At 47.2% G+C, this 20856-nt stretch carries 26 protein-coding genes and 1 riboswitch; of the genes, 6 read left to right on the top strand and 20 right to left on the bottom strand.

Annotated elements, in window-relative coordinates; all coding sequences use genetic code 11:
• Positions 1-36 precede the first annotated feature (36 nt).
• On the top strand, positions 37-498 hold the full coding sequence (locus SB24_RS13870; protein WP_031378382.1) for a DUF2691 family protein: 462 nt from the start codon (positions 37-39) through the stop codon (positions 496-498).
• A gap of 135 nt (positions 499-633) precedes the next feature.
• Entirely contained in the window at positions 634-1470 is an 837-nt protein-coding gene (csn, locus tag SB24_RS13865; protein WP_039253952.1) for a chitosanase, read from the top strand.
• Positions 1471-1505: 35 nt separating this feature from the next.
• On the opposite strand, the gene sufB is transcribed toward csn, so the two are convergent.
• The 19 genes from sufB to SB24_RS13775 all read right to left on the bottom strand — a co-directional run bounded on the left by sufB (position 1506) and on the right by SB24_RS13775 (position 18290).
• Positions 1506-2903 carry a Fe-S cluster assembly protein SufB gene (sufB, locus tag SB24_RS13860; protein WP_007410090.1) on the bottom strand — a complete coding sequence of 466 codons (1398 nt, stop codon included), beginning with the start codon at positions 2901-2903 and terminating at the stop codon, positions 1506-1508.
• Between the two features lie 19 nt (positions 2904-2922).
• A complete protein-coding gene (gene sufU / locus SB24_RS13855; RefSeq protein ID WP_003151877.1) occupies positions 2923-3366 on the bottom strand; it encodes a Fe-S cluster assembly sulfur transfer protein SufU in 444 nt (147 codons plus the stop codon).
• Positions 3356-4576 (bottom strand): cysteine desulfurase SufS, encoded by a 1221-nt coding sequence (sufS, locus tag SB24_RS13850; protein WP_007410089.1) that lies wholly within the window; start codon positions 4574-4576, stop codon positions 3356-3358. Before sufS ends, sufU begins: the two co-directional genes overlap by 11 nt.
• The gene (gene sufD / locus SB24_RS13845) at positions 4576-5889 is read right to left on the bottom strand and encodes a Fe-S cluster assembly protein SufD (RefSeq protein ID WP_015240539.1); all 1314 of its coding nucleotides are present in this window, start codon (positions 5887-5889) and stop codon (positions 4576-4578) included. The genes sufS and sufD overlap by 1 nt, the downstream gene beginning before the upstream one ends.
• 17 nt (positions 5890-5906) lie before the next feature.
• The gene (sufC, locus tag SB24_RS13840) at positions 5907-6692 is read right to left on the bottom strand and encodes a Fe-S cluster assembly ATPase SufC (protein WP_003151872.1); all 786 of its coding nucleotides are present in this window, start codon (positions 6690-6692) and stop codon (positions 5907-5909) included.
• Positions 6693-6868: 176 nt separating this feature from the next.
• Positions 6869-7021, bottom strand: coding sequence for a YuzK family famiily protein (locus SB24_RS20025; RefSeq protein WP_003151857.1), 153 nt, complete (start codon positions 7019-7021; stop codon positions 6869-6871).
• Between the two features lie 192 nt (positions 7022-7213).
• Complete coding sequence (locus SB24_RS13835) at positions 7214-7591, bottom strand: carboxymuconolactone decarboxylase family protein (protein ID WP_031306536.1); 378 nt, start codon at positions 7589-7591, stop codon at positions 7214-7216.
• Positions 7592-7684: 93 nt separating this feature from the next.
• Complete coding sequence (gene metQ, locus SB24_RS13830; protein ID WP_039063598.1) at positions 7685-8500, bottom strand: methionine ABC transporter substrate-binding lipoprotein MetQ; 816 nt, start codon at positions 8498-8500, stop codon at positions 7685-7687.
• A 13-nt stretch (positions 8501-8513) separates the two neighbouring features.
• Positions 8514-9182: a methionine ABC transporter permease gene (locus SB24_RS13825; RefSeq protein ID WP_007410086.1), complete on the bottom strand. Its 669-nt coding sequence runs from the start codon at positions 9180-9182 to the stop codon at positions 8514-8516.
• Positions 9175-10200, bottom strand: coding sequence for a methionine ABC transporter ATP-binding protein MetN (gene metN, locus SB24_RS13820; protein WP_003151850.1), 1026 nt, complete (start codon positions 10198-10200; stop codon positions 9175-9177). Before metN ends, SB24_RS13825 begins: the two co-directional genes overlap by 8 nt.
• Positions 10201-10305: 105 nt before the next feature.
• A riboswitch (SAM riboswitch) is annotated at positions 10306-10412 on the bottom strand.
• 110 nt (positions 10413-10522) lie between these two features.
• Positions 10523-10873, bottom strand: coding sequence for an SCP2 sterol-binding domain-containing protein (locus tag SB24_RS13815; protein ID WP_007410085.1), 351 nt, complete (start codon positions 10871-10873; stop codon positions 10523-10525).
• 96 nt (positions 10874-10969) lie between these two features.
• Positions 10970-11290 (bottom strand): thioredoxin family protein, encoded by a 321-nt coding sequence (locus SB24_RS13810; protein ID WP_003151847.1) that lies wholly within the window; start codon positions 11288-11290, stop codon positions 10970-10972.
• Between the two features lie 2 nt (positions 11291-11292).
• Positions 11293-11658, bottom strand: a complete 366-nt coding sequence (locus tag SB24_RS13805) for a toprim domain-containing protein (RefSeq protein WP_032868013.1) — start codon at positions 11656-11658, stop codon at positions 11293-11295.
• Positions 11659-11727: 69 nt separating this feature from the next.
• The gene (locus SB24_RS13800; protein WP_003151845.1) at positions 11728-11964 is read right to left on the bottom strand and encodes a YusG family protein; all 237 of its coding nucleotides are present in this window, start codon (positions 11962-11964) and stop codon (positions 11728-11730) included.
• Between the two features lie 54 nt (positions 11965-12018).
• A complete protein-coding gene (gene gcvH / locus SB24_RS13795) occupies positions 12019-12402 on the bottom strand; it encodes a glycine cleavage system protein GcvH (protein ID WP_003151844.1) in 384 nt (127 codons plus the stop codon).
• A gap of 59 nt (positions 12403-12461) precedes the next feature.
• Positions 12462-12818 carry an arsenate reductase family protein gene (locus tag SB24_RS13790; protein ID WP_003151843.1) on the bottom strand — a complete coding sequence of 119 codons (357 nt, stop codon included), beginning with the start codon at positions 12816-12818 and terminating at the stop codon, positions 12462-12464.
• Between the two features lie 113 nt (positions 12819-12931).
• A complete protein-coding gene (locus SB24_RS13785) occupies positions 12932-14716 on the bottom strand; it encodes an acyl-CoA dehydrogenase family protein (RefSeq protein ID WP_021494004.1) in 1785 nt (594 codons plus the stop codon).
• Between the two features lie 18 nt (positions 14717-14734).
• Entirely contained in the window at positions 14735-15910 is a 1176-nt protein-coding gene (locus tag SB24_RS13780) for an acetyl-CoA C-acetyltransferase (protein ID WP_003151841.1), read from the bottom strand.
• A 10-nt stretch (positions 15911-15920) separates the two neighbouring features.
• Positions 15921-18290: a 3-hydroxyacyl-CoA dehydrogenase/enoyl-CoA hydratase family protein gene (locus SB24_RS13775; RefSeq protein ID WP_039253942.1), complete on the bottom strand. Its 2370-nt coding sequence runs from the start codon at positions 18288-18290 to the stop codon at positions 15921-15923.
• 190 nt (positions 18291-18480) lie between these two features.
• Here SB24_RS13775 and SB24_RS19680 point away from each other — a divergent pair, with 190 nt between their 5' ends.
• Positions 18481-18621, top strand: a complete 141-nt coding sequence (locus SB24_RS19680; protein ID WP_003151836.1) for a YuzL family protein — start codon at positions 18481-18483, stop codon at positions 18619-18621.
• Between the two features lie 29 nt (positions 18622-18650).
• Here SB24_RS19680 and SB24_RS13765 read toward each other — a convergent pair whose 3' ends face one another.
• The gene (locus SB24_RS13765) at positions 18651-19559 is read right to left on the bottom strand and encodes a proline dehydrogenase family protein (RefSeq protein WP_039253939.1); all 909 of its coding nucleotides are present in this window, start codon (positions 19557-19559) and stop codon (positions 18651-18653) included.
• Positions 19560-19648: 89 nt separating this feature from the next.
• On the opposite strand from SB24_RS13765, the gene SB24_RS13760 reads away from it, so the two are divergent.
• The 3 genes from SB24_RS13760 to SB24_RS13750 all read left to right on the top strand — a co-directional run bounded on the left by SB24_RS13760 (position 19649) and on the right by SB24_RS13750 (position 20849).
• Positions 19649-19906 (top strand): hypothetical protein, encoded by a 258-nt coding sequence (locus SB24_RS13760; RefSeq protein ID WP_039255043.1) that lies wholly within the window; start codon positions 19649-19651, stop codon positions 19904-19906.
• A gap of 11 nt (positions 19907-19917) precedes the next feature.
• Positions 19918-20250 carry a spore coat protein gene (locus SB24_RS13755; protein WP_003151830.1) on the top strand — a complete coding sequence of 111 codons (333 nt, stop codon included), beginning with the start codon at positions 19918-19920 and terminating at the stop codon, positions 20248-20250.
• 137 nt (positions 20251-20387) lie between these two features.
• Positions 20388-20849, top strand: coding sequence for a MarR family winged helix-turn-helix transcriptional regulator (locus tag SB24_RS13750; protein WP_015418172.1), 462 nt, complete (start codon positions 20388-20390; stop codon positions 20847-20849).
• Positions 20850-20856 lie beyond the last annotated feature (7 nt).

The raw sequence follows: 20856 nt of genomic DNA, 5'->3' as shown, positions 1-20856 counted from the left end.
CCATAATATTCTAAAGCATAAAGGAGATACGACCATATGAAACGCGGCATTACATTTAACATCCCAAATCAATTCGGACGGTTTGCGGCAGATATATTACAACCGTTCCCCATCTCTTCCTATACGTGGTTTATCGGTGATGGAGAGGCGTATACTGAATTCAAAGAAGACACCGATACAGACCTGTTTCCGCAAAATCAGCGCATCATTCAGGGTCAAGAACTCCGTCAGCGTCTGGAAGGAAACCCTTATTATATGATTTTTGCTGAATTGAAAGCTTTCCCGGGCGGGATGGTAACGGAAATCAATACGTACGAGGAGTATTTGGAGAGTTCCTGTGAGCTTGTGCTTCTCATTGCAGATTGCTCGTATGTAACGTTATATTGCAAAGATCCGGATATGCTCGAAGCCCTTTATCAGCAGGCTGTACAATGCGGGTTTCACCGCGTTGACTATGTTACAGATGAGAATGACGCGAGAACGGGATTGTCTGTCTGATGAAGGTGCGTTCTTTTTATGAAGCACCTGATAGGGCTTAGGATTCAAAATATTGACAAATTCGTGTGTTTTAACAAAAAAACAACCCCCTCATGTATACTGAGTGCGTAACTTACATATGAAAGGGGTATGGCAATGAAAATCAGCTTGAAGAAAAAAGCAGATTTTTGGAAGAAGACGGCGGTTTCGTCACTTATTTTCACCATGTTTTTTACCCTGATGATGAGCGGTACGGTTTTTGCGGCCGGGCTGAATAAGGATCAGAAGCGCCGGGCGGAACAGCTGACCAGCATCTTTGAAAACGGAAAGACGGAAATCCAATACGGATATGTTGAAGCGTTGGATGACGGAAGAGGTTACACTTGCGGGCGGGCCGGCTTTACGACGGCTACCGGAGATGCGCTGGAAGTAGTCGAAGTATACACGAAAGCGGTGCCGAATAACAAATTGAAAAAGTATTTGCCTGAATTGCGGCGTCTTGCGAAGGACGAAAGCGATGACATCAGCAATCTGAAAGGATTCGATTCTGCCTGGCGCTCACTTGGCAATGATAAAGCCTTCCGCGCTGCCCAGGATAAGGTAAATGACAGCTTGTATTATCAGCCGGCGATGAAACGTTCAGAAAATGCCGGACTGAAAACGGCCTTGGCAAAAGCAGTGATGTACGATACGGTGATTCAGCATGGCGACGGGGATGATCCAGACTCCTTTTATGCCCTGATTAAACGCACGAACAAAAAAATGGGCGGTTCACCGAAAGACGGAACTGACGAGAAGAAATGGCTCAATAAATTCTTGGATGTGCGCTATGACGATCTGATGAATCCGTCAGATGAGGACACCCAGGATGAATGGAGAGAATCGGTTGCCCGTGTCGACGTTTTTCGCGATATTGTCAAAGAGAAGAACTACAATTTAAACGGGCCGATTCATGTCCGGTCAAGCGAATACGGTAATTTCACTATTCAATAAACAAAAAAACCCCGCCATATGGCGGGGTTTTACTATTAACCGATGGAGCCTTCCATTTCGAACTTAATCAAACGGTTCATTTCAACTGCGTATTCCATCGGAAGTTCTTTTGTGAATGGTTCGATGAAGCCCATAACGATCATTTCTGTTGCTTCTTCTTCAGAAATACCGCGGCTCATCAAGTAGAAAAGCTGTTCTTCAGAAACTTTTGATACTTTCGCTTCGTGCTCCAATGAAATGTTGTCGTTCAGGATTTCATTGTAAGGGATTGTATCAGAAGTCGATTTGTTATCCATAATGAGCGTATCACACTCGATGTTTGAACGGGCGCCGTCCGCTTTTCGTCCGAAGTGGACGATACCGCGGTATGTTACTTTTCCGCCCTGTTTAGAAATCGATTTTGATACGATTGTGGATGACGTATTCGGTGCAAGGTGAATCATTTTCGCGCCTGCGTCCTGATGCTGTCCTTTACCCGCAAGAGCGATAGAAAGCGTCATGCCGCGTGCGCCTTCACCTTTCAGAATGACAGCCGGATATTTCATCGTCAATTTAGAACCGATGTTTCCGTCAACCCATTCCATCGTCGCGTTTTCTTCACAAACCGTACGTTTCGTTACTAGGTTGTAAACGTTGTTCGCCCAGTTTTGAATTGTTGTATAACGGCAGTAGCCGCCTTTTTTGACAATGATTTCAACAACTGCGCTGTGAAGCGAGTTTGTTGTGTACACAGGAGCCGTACAGCCCTCTACGTAATGAACGCTTGCTTCTTCGTCAACGATGATCAGCGTACGTTCGAACTGACCCATGTTTTCGGAGTTGATGCGGAAGTAAGCTTGAAGCGGTGTTTCAACCTTCACGCCTTTAGGCACGTAGATGAAAGATCCGCCGGACCAAACAGCTGAGTTCAGCGCCGCAAACTTGTTATCAGTCGGCGGAATGACTTTCGCCCAGTGCTCGCGGAAAATGTCTTCATTTTCTTTCAGCGCGCTGTCTGTGTCTTTGAAGACGATGCCTTGCTCTTCAAGATCTTCTTTCATATTGTGGTAAACAACTTCGGATTCGTACTGTGCAGAAACACCGGCAAGGTATTTTTGCTCAGCTTCAGGAATACCGAGTTTGTCGAATGTCTGTTTAATTTCCTCAGGCACTTCATCCCAAGAACGCTCTGAACGCTCAGACGGCTTTACGTAATACGTAATTTCGTCAAAGTTTAAAGAGTTTAAATCCCCGCCCCACTGCGGCATCGGCATGTTGTAGAAATGCTCAAGAGATTTCAGGCGGAAATCAAGCATCCATTGAGGCTCTTCTTTCATGCGTGAAATTTCTTCTACGATTTCTTTTGTCAATCCGCGCTCTGAACGGAAAATGGAAACGTCCTTATCGTGAAAACCGTACTTGTATTCACCAATTTCAGGCATTTTTTTAGCCATCCATTTTCACTCCAATCTTTTAATTGCCGCCTTTTTCGCCAGCGACTCCTTTTTCAAGTGCTTTCCATGAAAGGGTGGCACATTTAATCCGGGCCGGGAATTTCGAAACGCCTTGAAGAGCTTCAATATCCCCGAGATCTATCGAGTCGTCATACTCTTTCCCTTGCATCATGTCTGAGAAAATCTTAGACATGGAAAGGGCGGTATCAATATCTTTTCCTTTAATCGCCTGCGTCATCATGGAAGCTGAAGCCATGGAGATAGAACAGCCTTCTCCTTCAAACTTCGCTTCCTGAACGGTATCGCCGTCAAGCTTCATTGTCAGTCTGATCCGGTCGCCGCAAGTCGGGTTGTTCATATCGACGACGATGCTGTCATCCAAAACCCCTTTGTTGCGCGGATTTTTGTAATGATCCATGATCACTTGTCTGTATAATGTATCTAAATTTGCATTAAAAGACATTTGTAAAGTACTCCTTTGTCTTTTGGAGGGCTTCCGCGAGCTTATCGATCTCTTCCTCTGTATTATACAGATAAAAACTCGCTCTCGCAGTAGCAGATACATCCAGCCATTTCATGAGCGGCTGGGCGCAATGATGGCCGGCTCTGACCGCAATGCCCTCAGCATCGAGGACAGTCGCGACATCATGAGGGTGAACCTCATCAAGATTAAATGTCACAAGTCCCGCCCGCTCTTTCGGACCGTATACCGTCACGCCGTCTAGCTGCTCGAAACGGTCAAGCGCATAGGCTGCAAGCTTATGCTCATGCCGGGAAATCTCGTCGAGTCCGATCTCTTCAAGAAAATCAATCGCGGCTCCCAATCCGATCGCGCCTGCGATAATCGGTGTGCCTGCTTCAAATTTCCACGGAAGCTCTTTCCAAGTTGATTCATAAAGCCCTACAAAGTCGATCATTTCGCCGCCAAATTCGGCCGGCTCCATATTCTCAAGCAGTTCTTTCTTGCCGTACAGCACGCCGATTCCCGTCGGGCCGCACATTTTATGGGAAGAAAGCGCGAAGAAGTCGCAATCCAAGTCCTGAACGTCGATTTTCATGTGCGGTGTGCTTTGCGCCCCGTCCACCACGATGACCGCGCCATTGTCATGAGCGATTTTGGCGATCTCTTTAATCGGGTTGATCGTGCCCAGCACGTTTGACACATGAGCGACTGCCACGATCTTCGTATGGCTTGTGACAGTCTGCCGGACGTCATCTAACGAAAGCGTGCCGTCTTCCTGCATCGGGATATACTTTAAAGTCGCGCCGGTTGCTTTTACAGCCTGCTGCCACGGAATGATATTCGCATGATGCTCCATTTGGGTGATGACCACTTCATCACCGGGTTTTAAGCTGGCGCGGGCATAGCTTAGCGCCACCATATTCAGTGAAGTTGTCGTGCCTTTTGTGAAAATGACCTCAGCCATTGATTTCGCATTGATAAACTTACGGACTTTTTCACGCGCACCTTCATAGCCGTCTGTCGCTCTCGTGCCAAGAGTATGAACGCCTCTGTGGACATTGGAATTGTATTTGCTGTAATACTGATCCACTGCTTCAATGACAGCACGCGGCTTCTGGGAAGTCGCCGCGCTGTCAAGGTACACGAGGTCATGTCCGTTCACTTGCTGATGAAGGATCGGGAACTGTTCACGAATATCGGTGATATTCATTATTTTACTTTCCTTTCGATGACGGAGACGAGCTGTTTCTTAACTCCTTCAATCGGAAGCTCTTTTACCACCGGAGCAAGGAATCCGTAAATGACTAAGCGCTCCGCTTCTTCTTTCGGAATTCCGCGGCTCATTAAGTAGTAAAGCTGGATCGGGTCCACACGGCCGACAGATGCCGCATGTCCTGCAGTTACATCGTCTTCATCAATTAAAAGAATCGGGTTTGCATCTCCGCGTGCTTTTTCACTCAGCATCAGAACGCGGGATTCCTGTTCAGCGTTTGCTTTAGACGCGCCGTGCTCGATTTTGCCGATTCCGTTAAAGATGGAAGATGCGGCATCTTTCATGACTCCGTGCTTCAGGATATAGCCTTCAGAAGCCTTACCGAAGTGGATGATCTGCGTCGTAAAGTTTTCCGTCTGTTCTCCTCTTCCGACAACTACGGTTTTCGTATCGCCGTATGTGCCGTCTCCGTAGAGGTTTGTCGTATTTTCAGAAATCGTGTCGCCGTCGTTCATCAGTCCGAGCGCCCACTCGATTCTGCTGTCGCGTCCGCGCGCGGCTCCGCGGCGGTTGACGTATGTTGTGACACCTGCTGACAGGTTGTCAACGGCACCGTACGTCACGCTGGCATTATCACCTGTGACCACTTCACTGATAATGTTGAATACCGCTTCTTTCGGGTTCACCGTGCTGATGTAGTTCTCAACGTAAGTGACGGAGCTGTGGTCTTCAGCGACGATCAGCACGTGGTTGAACAATGCCGTGTCATTGCTTTCATGAACGTAAACGGCCTGAACAGGCGTCTCCACCTGAACGTTTTTAGGAACATAAAGGAATGCCCCGCCGTTCATTAATGCTGCATGAAGCGCAGTCAGTTTATGTTCGTCGACCTTAACGCCGTCTTTCATGAAATACTTCTCAACGAGGTCGCTGTGCTCACGGGCAGCCGTTAAGATGTCCGTAAAGATGACGCCTTTGTCTTTCAGTTCTTTAGAAAGAGAAAGGAAAGCGGGCGTTTGGTCACGCTGCACGTATAACGTTTTGTCTTCGTTTTCGATATCGATCAGCGCTTTTGCTTCATCAGCTAAATCTTCTAAAGAAGCAAGCGGCGCATTTTCTACTGTATGCTTGTTGAACTTTGTAAAGTTCCAATTTGTGATTTTTGTTTTATCAGGCTTAGGCAGCGGCAGATCGTCAGCTTTTTCAAGAGCCTGTAAGCGCAGGTTTTTCAGCCAGGCAGGTTCTTGATGCTTTTCGGAAAAGCCTTTGACATATTCCTGATCTACGGATAGTTTCGTTTCCAATGTCATGATTATCCCCCTAACGCTTACGCTTCTTGGCCTACAGTTTCGTCTTCAATGCCTAGTTCTTGTTTAATCCAGTCATAACCTTCCGCTTCAAGGCGCTGTGCAAGCTCCGCGCCGCCGGATTTCACTACGCGTCCCTGCATCATAACGTGAACGACATCAGGCGTGATGTAGTTCAGGAGGCGCTGGTAGTGAGTGATCATTAAGCAGCCGAAGTTTTCGCTGCGCATTTTGTTGATTCCTTTAGAAACGACTTTAAGCGCATCGATATCAAGACCTGAATCGATCTCGTCAAGAATGGCGATTTTCGGCTCGATCATCATAAGCTGAAGGATTTCGTTGCGTTTTTTCTCCCCGCCTGAGAAACCTTCGTTCAGGTAACGCTGCGCCATTTCAGGGTCCATTTCAAGGAACTCCATGTTTTCGTCCATTTTGCGGATGAATTTCATAAGAGAAATTTCATCGCCTTCTTCACGGCGTGCGTTAATCGCAGAGCGAAGGAAATCGGCATTTGTCACACCGCTGATTTCGCTTGGGTACTGCATCGCCAGGAAAAGACCCGCCTGAGCGCGCTCGTCCACTTCCATTTCCAGTACATCCTTGCCGTCAAGCGTGATGCTGCCTTTTGTAACTTCGTATTTCGGGTGTCCCATAATCGCTGCTGAAAGCGTGGATTTACCGGTACCGTTCGGCCCCATGACAGCGTGGAATTCGCCGCCTTTTATTTCAAGGTTTACACCTTTTAAGATCTCTTTTCCTTCGATTTCAACGTGAAGATCCTTGATCGTTAATGTTGAAGCAGCCATATCTATACCTCCAAAATATATAATCATTATTCTCAATTTATTCTCATTCTAATTTTATAACAAATGAAAAGTAAATACAACTTTTTATATTACCCGGAACATTCCTAAAGTTTATCAAAGATCAAGGCGTAATTAAAGCTGTTTGAAACAGAAAAAGGGCGGAAATCCACCCTTTTTTACTGACCGATTTTCTCATTAAGCTGCGCTGCGAGGAACTTGCTTTTTTGATATTCAAGCTCCCTCTGCCGTTCGACTTCCATCCTTTTTGAAAGACGCCGTCCGTATTCCTCGTAGCCGATGCCGTGTGACTTCTGCATCGCTTTTTCCATTTCAGGCGTATAGTCAAGGTCCAGTCTCTCGTGGCTGGTGCAGATAATGAATCAATCCCTTCATATATTTGTTTCTATTGTAACAATGATCCCCTGCTCCGGCCAAAGAGAGTGTGCCCCTGAATCCTTTCGAATGTGCCGGAAACCGGCGCTCACTTTATCTGAAAAACGGTATTCACACGATTGCTCATTCTAATGCGTCGTATGTCCGAATTCCTGAATGCACTGCTGCACGAGGGTCACTCCCTGACTGAGAGCCGCGCCGCCCCCGAATGCCGCCGCGACGCTGATGACCTCAAGGATGTTTTCTTCTGTGGCCCCTTGGTCAAGGCAGCCCTTCGTATGATAAATCATGCAAAATTCATCTTGAGCGCTGATGCTGATACCCAGAGCGATTAATTGTTTCTCTTTTTCAGTTAATGAATCCGCTGAGAAACACTGTTCAGTAAATTCATTAAACTTCCGCCCCATCATCGGCATTTTTTGTTCAAATATGCCTAAACCTTCTTTGTATTGTTTTAACGCGTCATGCACGCTTTTGCCGTTATCCTGGTATTGAGCCACTGCCATTCCCTCCAATAAGTTAACCTTCCCTTTTATTATGGACAGTTCTCCGATTAATACCCGAAAAAAACCCCGGATGACTCATCCGGGGTTTTCGCTTTATTCAGATACGGGAAGCACGGCTCCGTCGTATTTTTTCTCAATGAAGTCTTTGATTTTCTTAGAGTGAAGCACTTCCATAAGCGCTTTGATTTTCTCTGATTTTTCGTCACCTTTGCGTACGGCGATGATGTTTGCGTACGGGTTGTTTTTCGTTGATTCCACTTCAATCGCGTCTTTTAACGGATTCAGTTTGTTTTGAATCGCATAGTTGACGTTAATGAAGACTGCATCGCCTTCTTCTTCATTATATGCTTTCGCCGTTAATTCAGGGGCGATTTTTTTGAATGTCAGGTTTTTCGGGTTTTTCGTAATGTTTTTCGTAGTCGCTTCAATCGTTTTCACCTTCGGATCAAGTGTGATCAGTCCGGCTTTTTCAAGCATCGCTAGCATACGGCCTTGTTCAGCGACATTGTTAGTCATGATGATGGTCGCGCCTTTAGGCAGGTCTTTCAGTGATTTGTATTTTTTCGTGTAAATTCCGAATGGCTCAAGGTGAACGGCTCCGGCATTCACGAGTTTGTAATCTTTATTTTCTTTCATTTCCTGTTCAAGGTAAGGAACGTGCTGGAAGTAGTTCGCATCCACTTCATTATCAGCTAACGCTTTGTTGTACATTTTGTAATCGTTCAGCACTTTTACTTTTAATGTGTAGCCTTTTTCCTTCAAGAGCGGTTCCGCTTCTTTTAAGATTTCAGCATGCGGTGTTTTTGTCGCGGCGACGACGATTTCCTTTTTATTTGAGCCGTTTGATCCGCAGGCGGTCAAAACTCCCGCGAACACAAGCAGCAGCGCACTTAATATAATCTTTTTCAATGTAAATCCTCCCTTATCTTTTGTCTATTATATTTGTAATCACATCACCGATAATCTGAATGATAAAGACGATGATGAGTATAAATACTGTCGCTACAAACGTTACATCCGTATTATTGGACTGGTAGCCTTCTACATATGCAAGGTTTCCGAGTCCGCCTGAACCGATGGCGCCGGCAATGGCGGTAGATCCGATCAGGGCGATGGCCGTAACGGTGATGCCTGAAATTAACGCAGGCATTGATTCAGGAATCAGCACTTTGAAGATAATCGTCGATGTCTTTGCTCCCATTGATCTGGCAGCTTCGATGACTCCTTTATCGACTTCCCGGAGCGCAATTTCCGCAAGACGGGCGTAAAACGGCGCGGAGCCGATAATCAGCGCCGGCAATGCGGCGTTCGGTCCTAAAATCGATCCGACCAAAATCTTAGTAAAGCCGAGAAGCAGAATAATTAAAATAAGAAACGGAATAGACCTGAAAATATTAACGACCGCCGCAATCACGGTGTTAATGATTTTATTTTCCCATAAGCTTCCCTTGCCCGTTAAAAAGAGCAGAAGACCGAGAACCGCTCCGATGATAAATGAAAAAACTAAAGCGATGACCGTCATATAAAGGGTCTCGTATGTGGCCGTCCACAGCTCGGTTATATCAACGTTCGGGAACCATTTTTCAAACATTTGTGATCACCTCTGCTTCTACCTGTTTGTCTTTGATGAACCGGATCACGTTTTCTACTTCTTTTTCCTGACCGTCAATATGAATGAATAAAGAACCGTAGGCTCCGTCCTTCGTCTGTGAAATTTTCCCCTGCAGAATATTGACGTCCACATCAAAGTTTCGGATCATTTCCGTAATGAGGGGCTGCTCGGCGGCCTGCCCGACAAATGAAAGCTGAATCGTTTTTCCTGTCGCTGTTTCCTGCAGAAAATGCTGGATGGTTTCTTTCGTCTCTTCCGGTTCTGTCACCTGCTGAACGAAACGCTTGGTCATCGGTTCGCGCGGGTTTCTGAAAACTTGGAGTACTTCGCCTTCTTCAACGACTTTCCCGTTTTCCATGACTGCGACTCTGTTGCAGATTTTTCGGATGACGTGCATTTCATGGGTAATGAGCACGATCGTCAGGCCGAGTCTGTCATTTATATCGGATAAAAGATCCAAAATTGAATCGGTCGTCTGCGGATCGAGCGCTGATGTCGCTTCATCGCACAGAAGGACTTTCGGATTATTGGCGAGCGCCCGGGCGATGCCGACACGCTGCTTTTGACCGCCGCTCAGCTGCGACGGATAAGATTTTTCTTTCCCCTCTAATCCGACCAGTTTAATCAATTCATCAGCGCGGCGGACCCGTTCGCTTTTTTTCACGCCGGCGATTTCCAGCGGAAACATAATGTTCTCCCGGACGGTGCGCGACCACAGAAGGTTAAAATGCTGGAAGATCATGCTGATTTCCTGGCGCGCTTTTCTCAGCCCGCGGCTGCTTACTTTATTTAATTCCGTCCCCGCGACTTCCACGGTTCCCGACGTCGGCTTTTCAAGGCCGTTCAGGAGACGGATTAAGGAACTTTTACCAGCTCCGCTATATCCTATAATTCCAAATATTTCGCCCTTTTTGATATCAAGAGTGACATCTTGGACAGCATTGACATCCCCATGCTTCGCTTTGTAAATTTTTGAAACATTTTGAAGATGGATCAAAGCAATCACCCGCCTTACACTATTCTAAGAAATCTTCCGGGTTTCTCCACAAAAGAAAAGCCTTTCTGCAAAAATGAGCAGAAAGGCTTATTGAAAAAGGCCTTTCTCTCATCTTTCAAAGCAGACCGCTTCGAGTGAATTGGCACCATTTCAACATTGTTGATGGTTGCCGGGCTTCATAGGGCACTTCCCTCCACCTCTCTTGATAAGAGAAAACATATCGTATTTTCGTCCGGAAATTCTTACTGTAGAATAGCACGGCGAATGATAAAAAGTCAATAAAATAAATATTGGAAGCTATTGTCACATAGTAGATTGGCAGTTACGGCCGTTTACTGATCGCCTGAAAAAATCCGTTTGTCAGCCAGAGGATGGCCTCCAGCTTCAGCAGAGCTCTGAATGATCCTTTCACTTTGAGTTTTCCGCTTTGGATAAGCTTTTGCAAAGAGACATCACCATGCAGGAGATGAATGATTTCCGTCTGGTTTCCGTAAAAGGTCAAATTAGATTTTTCCTTTGAAACCGACGTTTTTCTCATTTCTCCCTGTCCGTTAATTGAGACCGTTAAGGCTTCTGTTTCTCCTTGGAATGTAATCAGCAGCGTTGAGGCGTTTAATAGCGGTTTCAAAAACAGATGCTGTCCGTCATTCTCTGAAACTTCTATTTTCTCCACTCGTATAACCTCCCGTTTTAATGGCCATACATACACTTTCTCTTTTTAACGGACAGAACCCTTTATAAACCGCACGACATTTTCCTGTAAATATTGTCACATCGGGAACGTTTGCGATGTTTTTTGTTTAATCAGCTCATATAAATAGGAAACGGAGCGGAAGGCGTATCCTTTCTCAACAAGCTCTCCGCCTTTAAACAGCAAAAAGCACGGAACGCTTTCAATCTGATAGGCTTTGGCGAATGCGGGGGAATAATTCACGTTGTTTTTATAGAAGGCGGCGCCGGGCAGCATTTCTTCGACGACAGTAAGCATTTTGGACGCCAGCTGGCATGTGCCGCAAAACGGGGTGTACAAATACAGGAGATAAACGTCATCCTGAATCGATTCGAGTTCATTTTCTTGGAGTTCTTTCATGATTACCACCTCAGGTCGTTCTTCTTCAAAAATACAGTGTCAGCATCAAAGCCGGCTCTGATCAGCACAGATGCGAGATGATGGCCCGGGCACGACTCGACTTGCCTGTATGTTCTGTCTATATAAATATGGCGCGCGTCGGGAAGCTCCCGTTTCAGCTGTTTTCTTAATTTTTCTCCGGAGTCATCTGCGTCCGTTAAAATATAGACGTCTCTGTCAAACAGGCGGTCCGCCAAATCTTCCAGTTCGGTTTGGCCGATTGTCCCGTTTGTACAGACGATCTCCGCGGGTTCGATGAGCACTTCCCTGACTTTGATTTTATCAGATTTTCCTTCTACGATAATGACCTTTTCATCTCCGTTGTACATAAGCGCGTCACCTGCCGATTGTTTTAGCGTCAGATTGAAAAAGAAGGCAGTGAAATTCACCGCCAACTGTTAACACCAGCCATTCTCATAATCGCAATCGACATATTTCGGATCGCTGCCGTTTATGACATCGGCTGTTTTATAAAATTTTTGATTTTCAAATGAAAAGCCCTGTTTGAGCTCGTACTGGTCCATGCCTGTCATCTCGCCGATGGCTTCATTTTCATGAAACAAGGAAAACCGGCCGTTTTGAAAGCGGCCCGTAACGTTCTCCGTCACATCGACCTTTTGTTTATCAAAAGCCATTTTAGACACCTCCCGTTACAGATAGAATGTCCAAATGGCCCGTTTGCTATCCGATCAGTCTTCCTGTGTCATTTCGTCATATTGCTCGGAAGTCATGAGGTTTTCGATTTCTTCAGCATCAGCCGGTTCCACGACGATCATCCACGCTTTTTCATACGGAGACTCGTTTACGAATTCAGGACTGTCATCAAGGTCTTCGTTCACTTCCGTCACCGTTCCGTTAATCGGTGCGTACAGTTCGGATACGGTTTTGACGGATTCCACGCTGCCGAATGGCTCGTCCGCTTTAATTTCGGCGCCGACTTCCGGAAGCTCGACAAAGACGATGTCGCCAAGTTCGGCTTGCGCGAAATGTGTAATCCCGATGCGGGCTTTTCCGTCCTCAACTTTGACCCATTCGTGCTCTTTGGAATAACGCATATCTTTCGGTGTGCTCATCTAAATCCCTCCATTTTTTTCTTATAATAAGAAGATACCATAATTCTTTGAACCTGGCATTACATCCAATATTTTTCGAATTGGTCTTCTTTAAAGCCGACAGTGACTTTTTCGCCGTCTGTCGTAATCGGGCGTTTCAGGAGCATACCGTCTGATGCCAGGAGTTCGAGCTGTTCATCCTCTGACATGTGGTACAGCTTTTCCTTTAAGTTCAGCTCGCGGTATTTCATTCCGCTCGTGTTGAAAAACTTTTTCAGCTCAAGACCGCTCTTCTCATAGAGGTCTTTAATTTCTTCTTTCGACGGAGTTTCCTCCGCGATATGTATTTCGTTTATTTCCTTACCGCGGTCTTCCAGCCATTTTTTCGCATTACGGCACGTTCCGCATTTAGGGTACCAGTAAAAATTTAACGACATCTTCTTCACCCCTTGTAAATGATCGTCGTTATTTTAACACAATCACTTGTAAAAACCTATAACGTTGCTTCGTGAAAAAGCGCCCCTGATGAAGGAGCGCTTTCAGCATGTGGTCAGACCGTATATTTTTCTTCACGGAAGACGGCGGCTGCCGCTTCACGTTTTTTCTGAATGAGGTTTTTCGGCGTCAGGCGCGTCAGTTTGCGCAGCACGGAAAGCATCATGCGGAGGGAGTCTCCTTCCTCCATGGCGATCAGTGATTCTTTGGCGTGCGCTTCAATGTTCTGAAGGGCTTCCTGGGCAAAGATTTCCGTATATAACAGCTTCTGCGCGGCTTTTTCGGCACCGTCCGCCGCAATTGCTTTTTCCGTTCTGAGGACGGCAGATTCCAAAGCGTACAGCGCGCTGACAATATCGGCAATGTTCACCATGATTTCCTGCTCGCCTTCGATCTCTTTGCCGTATTTCTGCGCCGCGAGACCCGCTGTCAAGAGGGCGATCTTTTTCGCCTGTCTGACAATGTATTTTTCCTGTTCAAGAGGTTCTGATCCCGGCTCTTCAGGCATCAGCATCATGAGTTCTTCTTGGAGCGCTTTTGCTTTTTCAAAGAGCGGCAGCTGACCTTTTACGGCTTTTTTCAGGAACGTGCTCGTTACGATCAGGCGGTTGATTTCATTTGTGCCTTCAAAAATTCTGTTGATTCTTGAGTCGCGATAAGCGCGCTCCACTTCATATTCCTGCATAAATCCGTAACCGCCGTGAATTTGAACGCCTTCGTCGGCAATATAATCAAGCGTTTCAGAACCGCACATTTTGTTGAGCGAGCATTCAATCGCGTACTCGGCGATTGACTTCGCGACTTCGCGTCCGTCTTTTTGCTCCTCTTCCGTCAGTCTGCTCATATTATCTTCGAATAAGCCCACTGTTCTGTATACAGAGCTCTCCATCGCGTAAAGCCGAGCTGACATCGTCGCAAGCTTTTCCTGAGTAAGCGTGAAGCTTGAGATCGGCGTTTTAAATTGCCGGCGCTGGTTTGCATAAGCGGCAGACAGCTCAATCACCCGTTTTGAAGCGCCGATTGTGCCGACGGCAAGCTTGTAGCGCCCGATATTCAGGATATTAAAAGCGATGACATGGCCTTTTCCGATTTCGCCGAGAAGGTTTTCTTTTGGGACTTCCGCCTGATCTAAAATCAGCGTTCTTGTCGATGAACCCTTAATCCCCATTTTTTTCTCTTCCGGTCCCGTTGACACGCCCGGATAGTTCTTTTCTACGATAAATGCAGAAAACTTATCTCCGTCCACTTTAGCGTAGACGACAAAGACATCTGCAAAGGCGGAGTTTGTAATCCATTGCTTTTCTCCGTTAAGAATATAGTGTGTGCCCGCTTCATTCAAAACAGCCGTGGTTTTCGCGCCGAGGGCATCTGAACCTGAACCGGGCTCAGTTAAGGCGTATGCCGCGATTCTTTGTCCTGAAGCCAAGTCCGGCAAATAGTTTTTTTTCTGTTCTTCCGTTCCGAAGAACACGATCGGCAATGAGCCGATCCCGACGTGAGCGCCGTAAGACAGCGAAAAGCTGCCGGCACGTGAAAACTTTTCCGTAATGAAGGCTGAACTGATTTTATCCAGACCGATTCCGCCGTACTCTTCAGGCACGTCTGCTCCGAGGAGGCCGAGATCTCCGGCTTTTTTCAGCAGTCTGACCGAATGCTCGAACTGATGGTTTTCAATTTCATCGATATAAGGAAGCACATCGTTTACGACATAGTCTTCTGTCGTTTTGCCGATCATTTTGTGTTCGTCTGTAAAGTCCTCCGGAGTGAATATTTGATCATATCCCGTCTCTTCAATCAGAAAGCTGCCGCCTTTTTTGACGTTGACCGTTTCCTGTTTCATGTTCGTTTCCCCCTTTTTTTAAATGAGTTCAAATACGCCGGCAGCTCCCATGCCGCCTCCGATGCACATCGTCACCACGCCGAATTGCTCGTTTCTCCGTTTCATTTCATGAATGAGTGACAGGGTCAGCTTCGTTCCCGTGCATCCGAGCGGATGTCCGAGCGCGATGGCGCCTCCGTTGACGTTCACCTTTTCTTCATCTATCCCAAGCGATCTGATGACTTGAATGGCCTGTGAAGCAAAGGCCTCATTCAATTCAAAAAGCCCGATATCCTGTAATTCGAGTCCGGCAAGCTTGAGCGCCCGCGGGATGGCTTCAATCGGACCGATCCCCATTACCTCAGGCGGAACGCCGCCTACGGCAAAGGAACGGAATTTGACAAGCGGCGCCAATCCGAGCGACGAAGCTTTTTCGCGATCCATCAGCATGACAGCCGCCGCGCCGTCACTTGTTTGTGAAGAGTTCCCGGCCGTCACGGTTCCCGTTTTAGAAAAAGCCGGACGGAGCTTCGCCAAGACGTCAGCCGATGTGCCGGGACGAACGCCTTCATCTTGAGAAAAGGTAAATTGTTTTTTCCGCGGCTTATGGTCATCACCGACTTCTGTCAGCGATACTTCAACCGGCACGATTTCGTCATTGAATTTCCCTTCTTTAAGGGCTTTTGCGGCATTCTGATGGCTGCGGACGGCAAATGCATCCTGGTCTTCTCTGGATACGCCGTACGTTTCGGCTACCTGCTCCGCTGTGTGCCCCATGCTCATGTAATACTCAGGCGCATGCTCCGCCAAAGCGATATTCGGGCGGGTCACATGCCCCATCATCGGAACTTGCGACATGGATTCCGCACCGCCCGCAATGACGGTGTCACCCGCGCCGATCATGATTTTTTCAGCACCGTAAGCGATGGATTGGAGCCCGGAAGAGCAGTAGCGGTTCACCGTAATGGCCGGCACCGTATGAGGAAGCCCCGCCAGCGCACCGATATTCCGCGCCATATTTAATCCTTGTTCGGCTTCAGGTGTTGCACATCCGATAATTAAGTCATCGATATTTCCTTCATATCCGCCTGCCCGTTTCAGCGTTTCTTTTACACAAAGCGCGCCTAAATCATCAGGACGAACGGCTGCAAGCGATCCTTTTTTCGCTTTACCGACCGGAGTTCTCGCACCGGCCACAATGACTGCTTCTCTCATAAACACCCTCCTAGTTCCGTAAAGGTTTGCCTTTGACGAGCATATGCTGCATTCTCGCTTGAGATTTCGCCTCGCCAGCGAGGCTTAAAAAGGCTTCTCTTTCAATCTCGAGTAAATATTCTTCTGAAACCTCCGTGCCGAACGGGACTCTTCCGCCGGCAATGACATGGGCCAGCTTCTTCGCAATCTTCATATCGTGATCGGATAAATAACCCGACCGTCTCATTTGGTCTGCTCCGAGCAGTAATGCCGCACATCCGGTTTCCCCGGTGACTTTCACTTTTTTGCGGGCAGGCGGGCGGTATCCGCTGTCATATAAGGAAGCAGCCAGCTGTTTCGCATCGTGCAGCAGGTGATCCTGATTCATGCTGATACGGTCTGCCGCGGACAAAATCTTCATATCACGGGCTTCGTGTGCCGAACCGGACACCTTGGCAAGTGCGATTGTTTCGAAGGTTTTAATCGCTGCGTCCATCAGTTCACTTCCGCCGTCCAAATAATTCATGTACAGCTCTTTGTTTCCTCCGCCGCCCGGAATAAGGCCGACGCCGGTTTCAACAAGACCCATATACGATTCGCTCGCCGCCTGAACGCGTGCCGCCGGGAGACAGACTTCCGTGCCGCCGCCGAGTGTCATCCCGAATGGCGCCGCAACAACGGGTTTAGCGCTGTATTTGATGTTCAGCATCGTCTGCTGAAAACGGCGGATGACAAAATCGACTTCCATGAAGTTATCATCCTGAGCTTCCATCAAAATCATCGCAAGGTTTGCCCCCGCGCAGAAATGTCTGCCTTGGTTTCCGATGACAAGACCTTTATAATTCCGCTCCGTTTCCTCAAGCGCATTGTCAATCATCTGAATAATGTCTAAGCCGATCGCGTTGCTTTTCGTATGAAATTCCAGCAGCGCGACATCATCGCCGAGATCAATCAGACTGGCTCCGCTGTTTTTAGTGATCACGCCTTTTGTTTCTTTTAACGTTTGCAGGCTGATCCGTTTCGGATTTTCTTTCACAGCCCTGTATTGGCCGTCTGAATAGTAAAATGGTGTTCCGTTTTCCTTCATATAAAATGTTTCATGGCCCTGATCAAGCATTTCTTTCACCCAGACGGGGAGTGCTGCGCCTTCTTCTTCGAGCCGCTCCGCTGATTTTCTGACGCCGATGGCATCCCACATCTCAAACGGTCCGAGCTCCCATCCGAAGCCCCATTTCATGGCGTCGTCAATCGCTTTGATATCATCAGCGATCTCACCTAAAAGCCGGGCTGAGTATAAGAGTGTTTGCGATGTGATATTCCAAAGCAGGCGTCCGGCGCGGTCATCAGAGTATATAAGCGCTTTCATTTTGCCTTTGGCACCCTTTGCCTGTTTGGCGGCTTCTAAAGCGGGCGTCTTCATTTTCGAGCGCTCACCGTATGTCATGGTCAGCGGATCGAGTTCATATATTGTTTTACCTTCTTTTTTGTAAAAACCTTGGCCTGATTTGCTGCCCAGCCAATTGTTTTTCAGCATGTCATTCATAAATTCAGGAAGCTTAAACATGTCTTTTTCAGCGCCGTCGGCTTTATCATACACATTTTTTGCCACATGGGCGAAAGTATCAAGCCCCACAACGTCAAGGGTTCTGAAGGTCGCGCTTTTCGGTCTGCCGATCAAAGGCCCGGTCACCGTGTCCACCTCGCCGATGCGGCAGCCGGAAGAAAGCATTTCTCTTACCGTGACCAGCAGGCCGTACGTACCGATGCGGTTGGCGATAAAGTTAGGCGTGTCTTTTGCGATGACGACCCCTTTCCCGAGCGTGTTTTCTGCAAATGAAGTCATAAACTCCAGCACGTCAGGATCTGTTTCCTGAATCGGAATGATTTCCAGAAGCTTTAAGTAGCGGGCCGGATTAAAGAAATGGGTTCCTAAGAAATGAGCTTTAAAATCGGCAGATCGGCCTTCCGCCATTTTTGTGACGGAGATACCGGACGTATTGCTCGACACGATACTTCCCGGTTTCCGGTATTCATCAACGAGTGAGAAAATCTGTTTTTTCACGTCAAGATTTTCGACGACGACTTCAATAATCCAATCAGCATCCTTCAATTGAGCTGCGTCATCTTCCAAATTCCCCGCCGTTATATAGTCGAGATTGGCAGCCGAAGTCAGCGGCGCCGGTTTTTGCTTCAGCAGCTTTTGCATGGCCGATCGGCTCAGTCTGCTGCGGACCTCCGGGCTTTCTAATGTCAGCCCTTTTTTCATCTCATCCTTTGTCAGCTCGTTTGGCACAATATCAAGCAGCAGGACGGGAATTCCGATGTTAGCCAAGTGCGCGGCAATTCCGGACCCCATAACGCCTGATCCGAGAACGGCTGCTTTCTTTATAAACTTGTGCATGAGTCATCCCCCTTGAACTTTGAATGAATAGTCATTCATTTTTTCGGCAAAAAAAATGAAACCCTTTTCTTCTTACATCTTAAAAGATTTTCAGGATGACTTCAATAGCAAATATGGAATTTTTTTAAATTTTTCTGCTTCCGCATGTTCCGTGGCGCGGGCGGGAAACTTAAACCCGGAGGTGAAGGGAATGGTGCGAGGGAGAAAAGATCCGTCTTCTGCCGCAGTGAGCGCGGCCAGCATGAAAGGAAATGCGGGACCGAAACAAAAATACGGCGGCGGCAAACGGACGAGCCAAAATCAACAATATAAAAAAGACAACATGGAATAACATGCTGCGGCTGCTTTTTGGAGCAGCCGTTATTTTTTGAAGATCCCTTTCAGCACAAATGCCGCATTTGCCGGGCGCTCGGCAATTCTTCTCATCAGGTACCCGTACCAATCGGTTCCGTACGGGACATACACCCTCATCCTGTATCCTTCTTCGGCAAGCTCCTTCTGGCGCTCCGTTCTGATGCCGTACAGCATTTGGAATTCAAACTGCTCCCGGGGAATCTGATGTTTGCTGATGAGTGTTTTCGTATAAGAAATGATGTCATCATCATGTGTCGCCACCGCCGTTTCATGGCCGCTCAAAAGCTGCAGCTTAATCAGCTGCTGAAAATGAAGATCGGTTGCTTTTTTATCAGGGAATGCAACGGCCGCCGATTCTTTATAAGCGCCTTTTACAAGCCTGAGCCTCGGCTTGTATGGCATCAGACCGCTGATGTCTTCAGCTGCGCGGTACAAATAAGCCTGAATGACGGTGCCGAGCATCGGGAAATCCGGCTTGCACCGCTTATACAGCTCAAGCGTACGGCTGCATCTTGAATAGTCCTCCATATCAATCGTTACAGGCACGCCGCGTTCTTTTGCCTCCGTCAATATGTCTCTGACATGCTGTTCCGCGAGTTTCTCGGAAATATCCAGACCGATGGATGTTAATTTCAGCGACAGCTCACAATCCAGTTGATTCTCGGCAATCGCCCTGATTGCTTCTTTACATTCTTCCGCCGTCCTTCTCGCATCCTTCTCTGACCCCGCATATTCACCTAGATAATCAATCGAAGCCGACAGCCCTTTTTGGTTCAGCCGCTTTACCGTTTTCACAGCTTCCGTGAGTGTTTCCCCTGCAACGAACCTTCCCGCACCGAAGCGGATTCCGTAAGCCTGGGCGAATTTTGTAAGCATTTTATTTTTCGACAAAAATAAACATATGCTCCGCAGCAAGGATGAACTCCCTCCTTTTTCTTTTATTCGTGTATGAATTTCCGATCGCAGAGAAAGCTAAAAAGAACAGAATTGAAGGAGGCGTTTATATGAACAATCAAGAGCAGCACGGAAACTTGCCGCCTGCCGTCATCTCAACGAAAGACCATTTGTATCTTGAGGACATGCTGAACTGGAATCTGCTTGCCATGAAAAAAGCGCATTTTATGGCGGAACACTGCCAGAATCCGACGTTAAAACAAGAGCTTGATCAGATCGGCCGGATGCATCAGAAGCATTATCAGCACATATTGGGCCGCTTGAACCCCGATCAAGGCGGACAGACAACAACAGGCTTTATGCAATAGGAGGACAATACATGGAACAGCAAAACCAAAAAATCACGAATCCGCAAACGCCCGTGCCCAATACGGCGCAAATGAATGACAGAGATTTGGTGAATGAGCTGCTGACGACGGAAAAATACATCACTGCTTCATATTGCACAGCTCTGCACGAGTTCAGCCACGAGTCTCTTTACCAAGATATTCAGGCGATTTTCGATGAGTCACAAAAAGCGCAAAGAAGATTATACGATGTGATGTTTCAAAATGGCTGGTATTCCATTGAAGCAGCCGATACTCAAAAGCTTCAGCAATCGTATCAGAAGTTCCGGCAGACCATTCAGCAGCAGTCTCCCTACCAGCAGTAAAACAAGAAGGATTTGATGTTTTCGACAAGCATCAATCCTTTTTTTATTTTTGCACAAAAAGATTGACTTGTCATTAATCCTTATTTATATTTAACTAATGTTAATTATTTTCTCAAGGAACAAGATGAGGAGGAGTTATGAAAAACGCGGATCAATATGTGTCTGACATCCAGAAATCTCTTCAGACGCTGCTGCAAAACATACAGCCTGAAATGGTGGAAAGCATGGCAAAACACGAGGTGACGCCTGCCCAATTATTTGTTTTAGCCAGCCTGAAAAAACACGGGAGCTGCAAAGTTTCCGAAATTGCAGAACGCATGGAGGTAAAGCCGAGCGCAGTGACGCTGATGGCCGACCGCCTCGAACAAAAAGGACTTATCGTCCGCAAACATAACCAGCAGGACAGACGCGTCATCGACATCAGCCTCACCAAAAAAGGCGAAACAAAATTCGAAGATGTTGTGGAAGGACGGAAAGCGATACTGGCGCGAAACCTATCCGTTCTGACTGACGATGAACTGATTCAGTCCGTGAACATCATCCGCAAAGTAGCGGAAGCCGCCGAGAAATACGCGGCTGAGCAAAAAGAAAACGAATAGAAAAGAG

Origin of the sequence: Bacillus sp. Pc3 (assembly GCF_000815145.1) — a bacterium.
Taxonomy (GTDB): domain Bacteria; phylum Bacillota; class Bacilli; order Bacillales; family Bacillaceae; genus Bacillus; species Bacillus velezensis.
The sequence above is the reverse complement of the archived record's forward strand: the minus strand, read 5'-3'. Positions and strand labels throughout refer to the sequence as shown.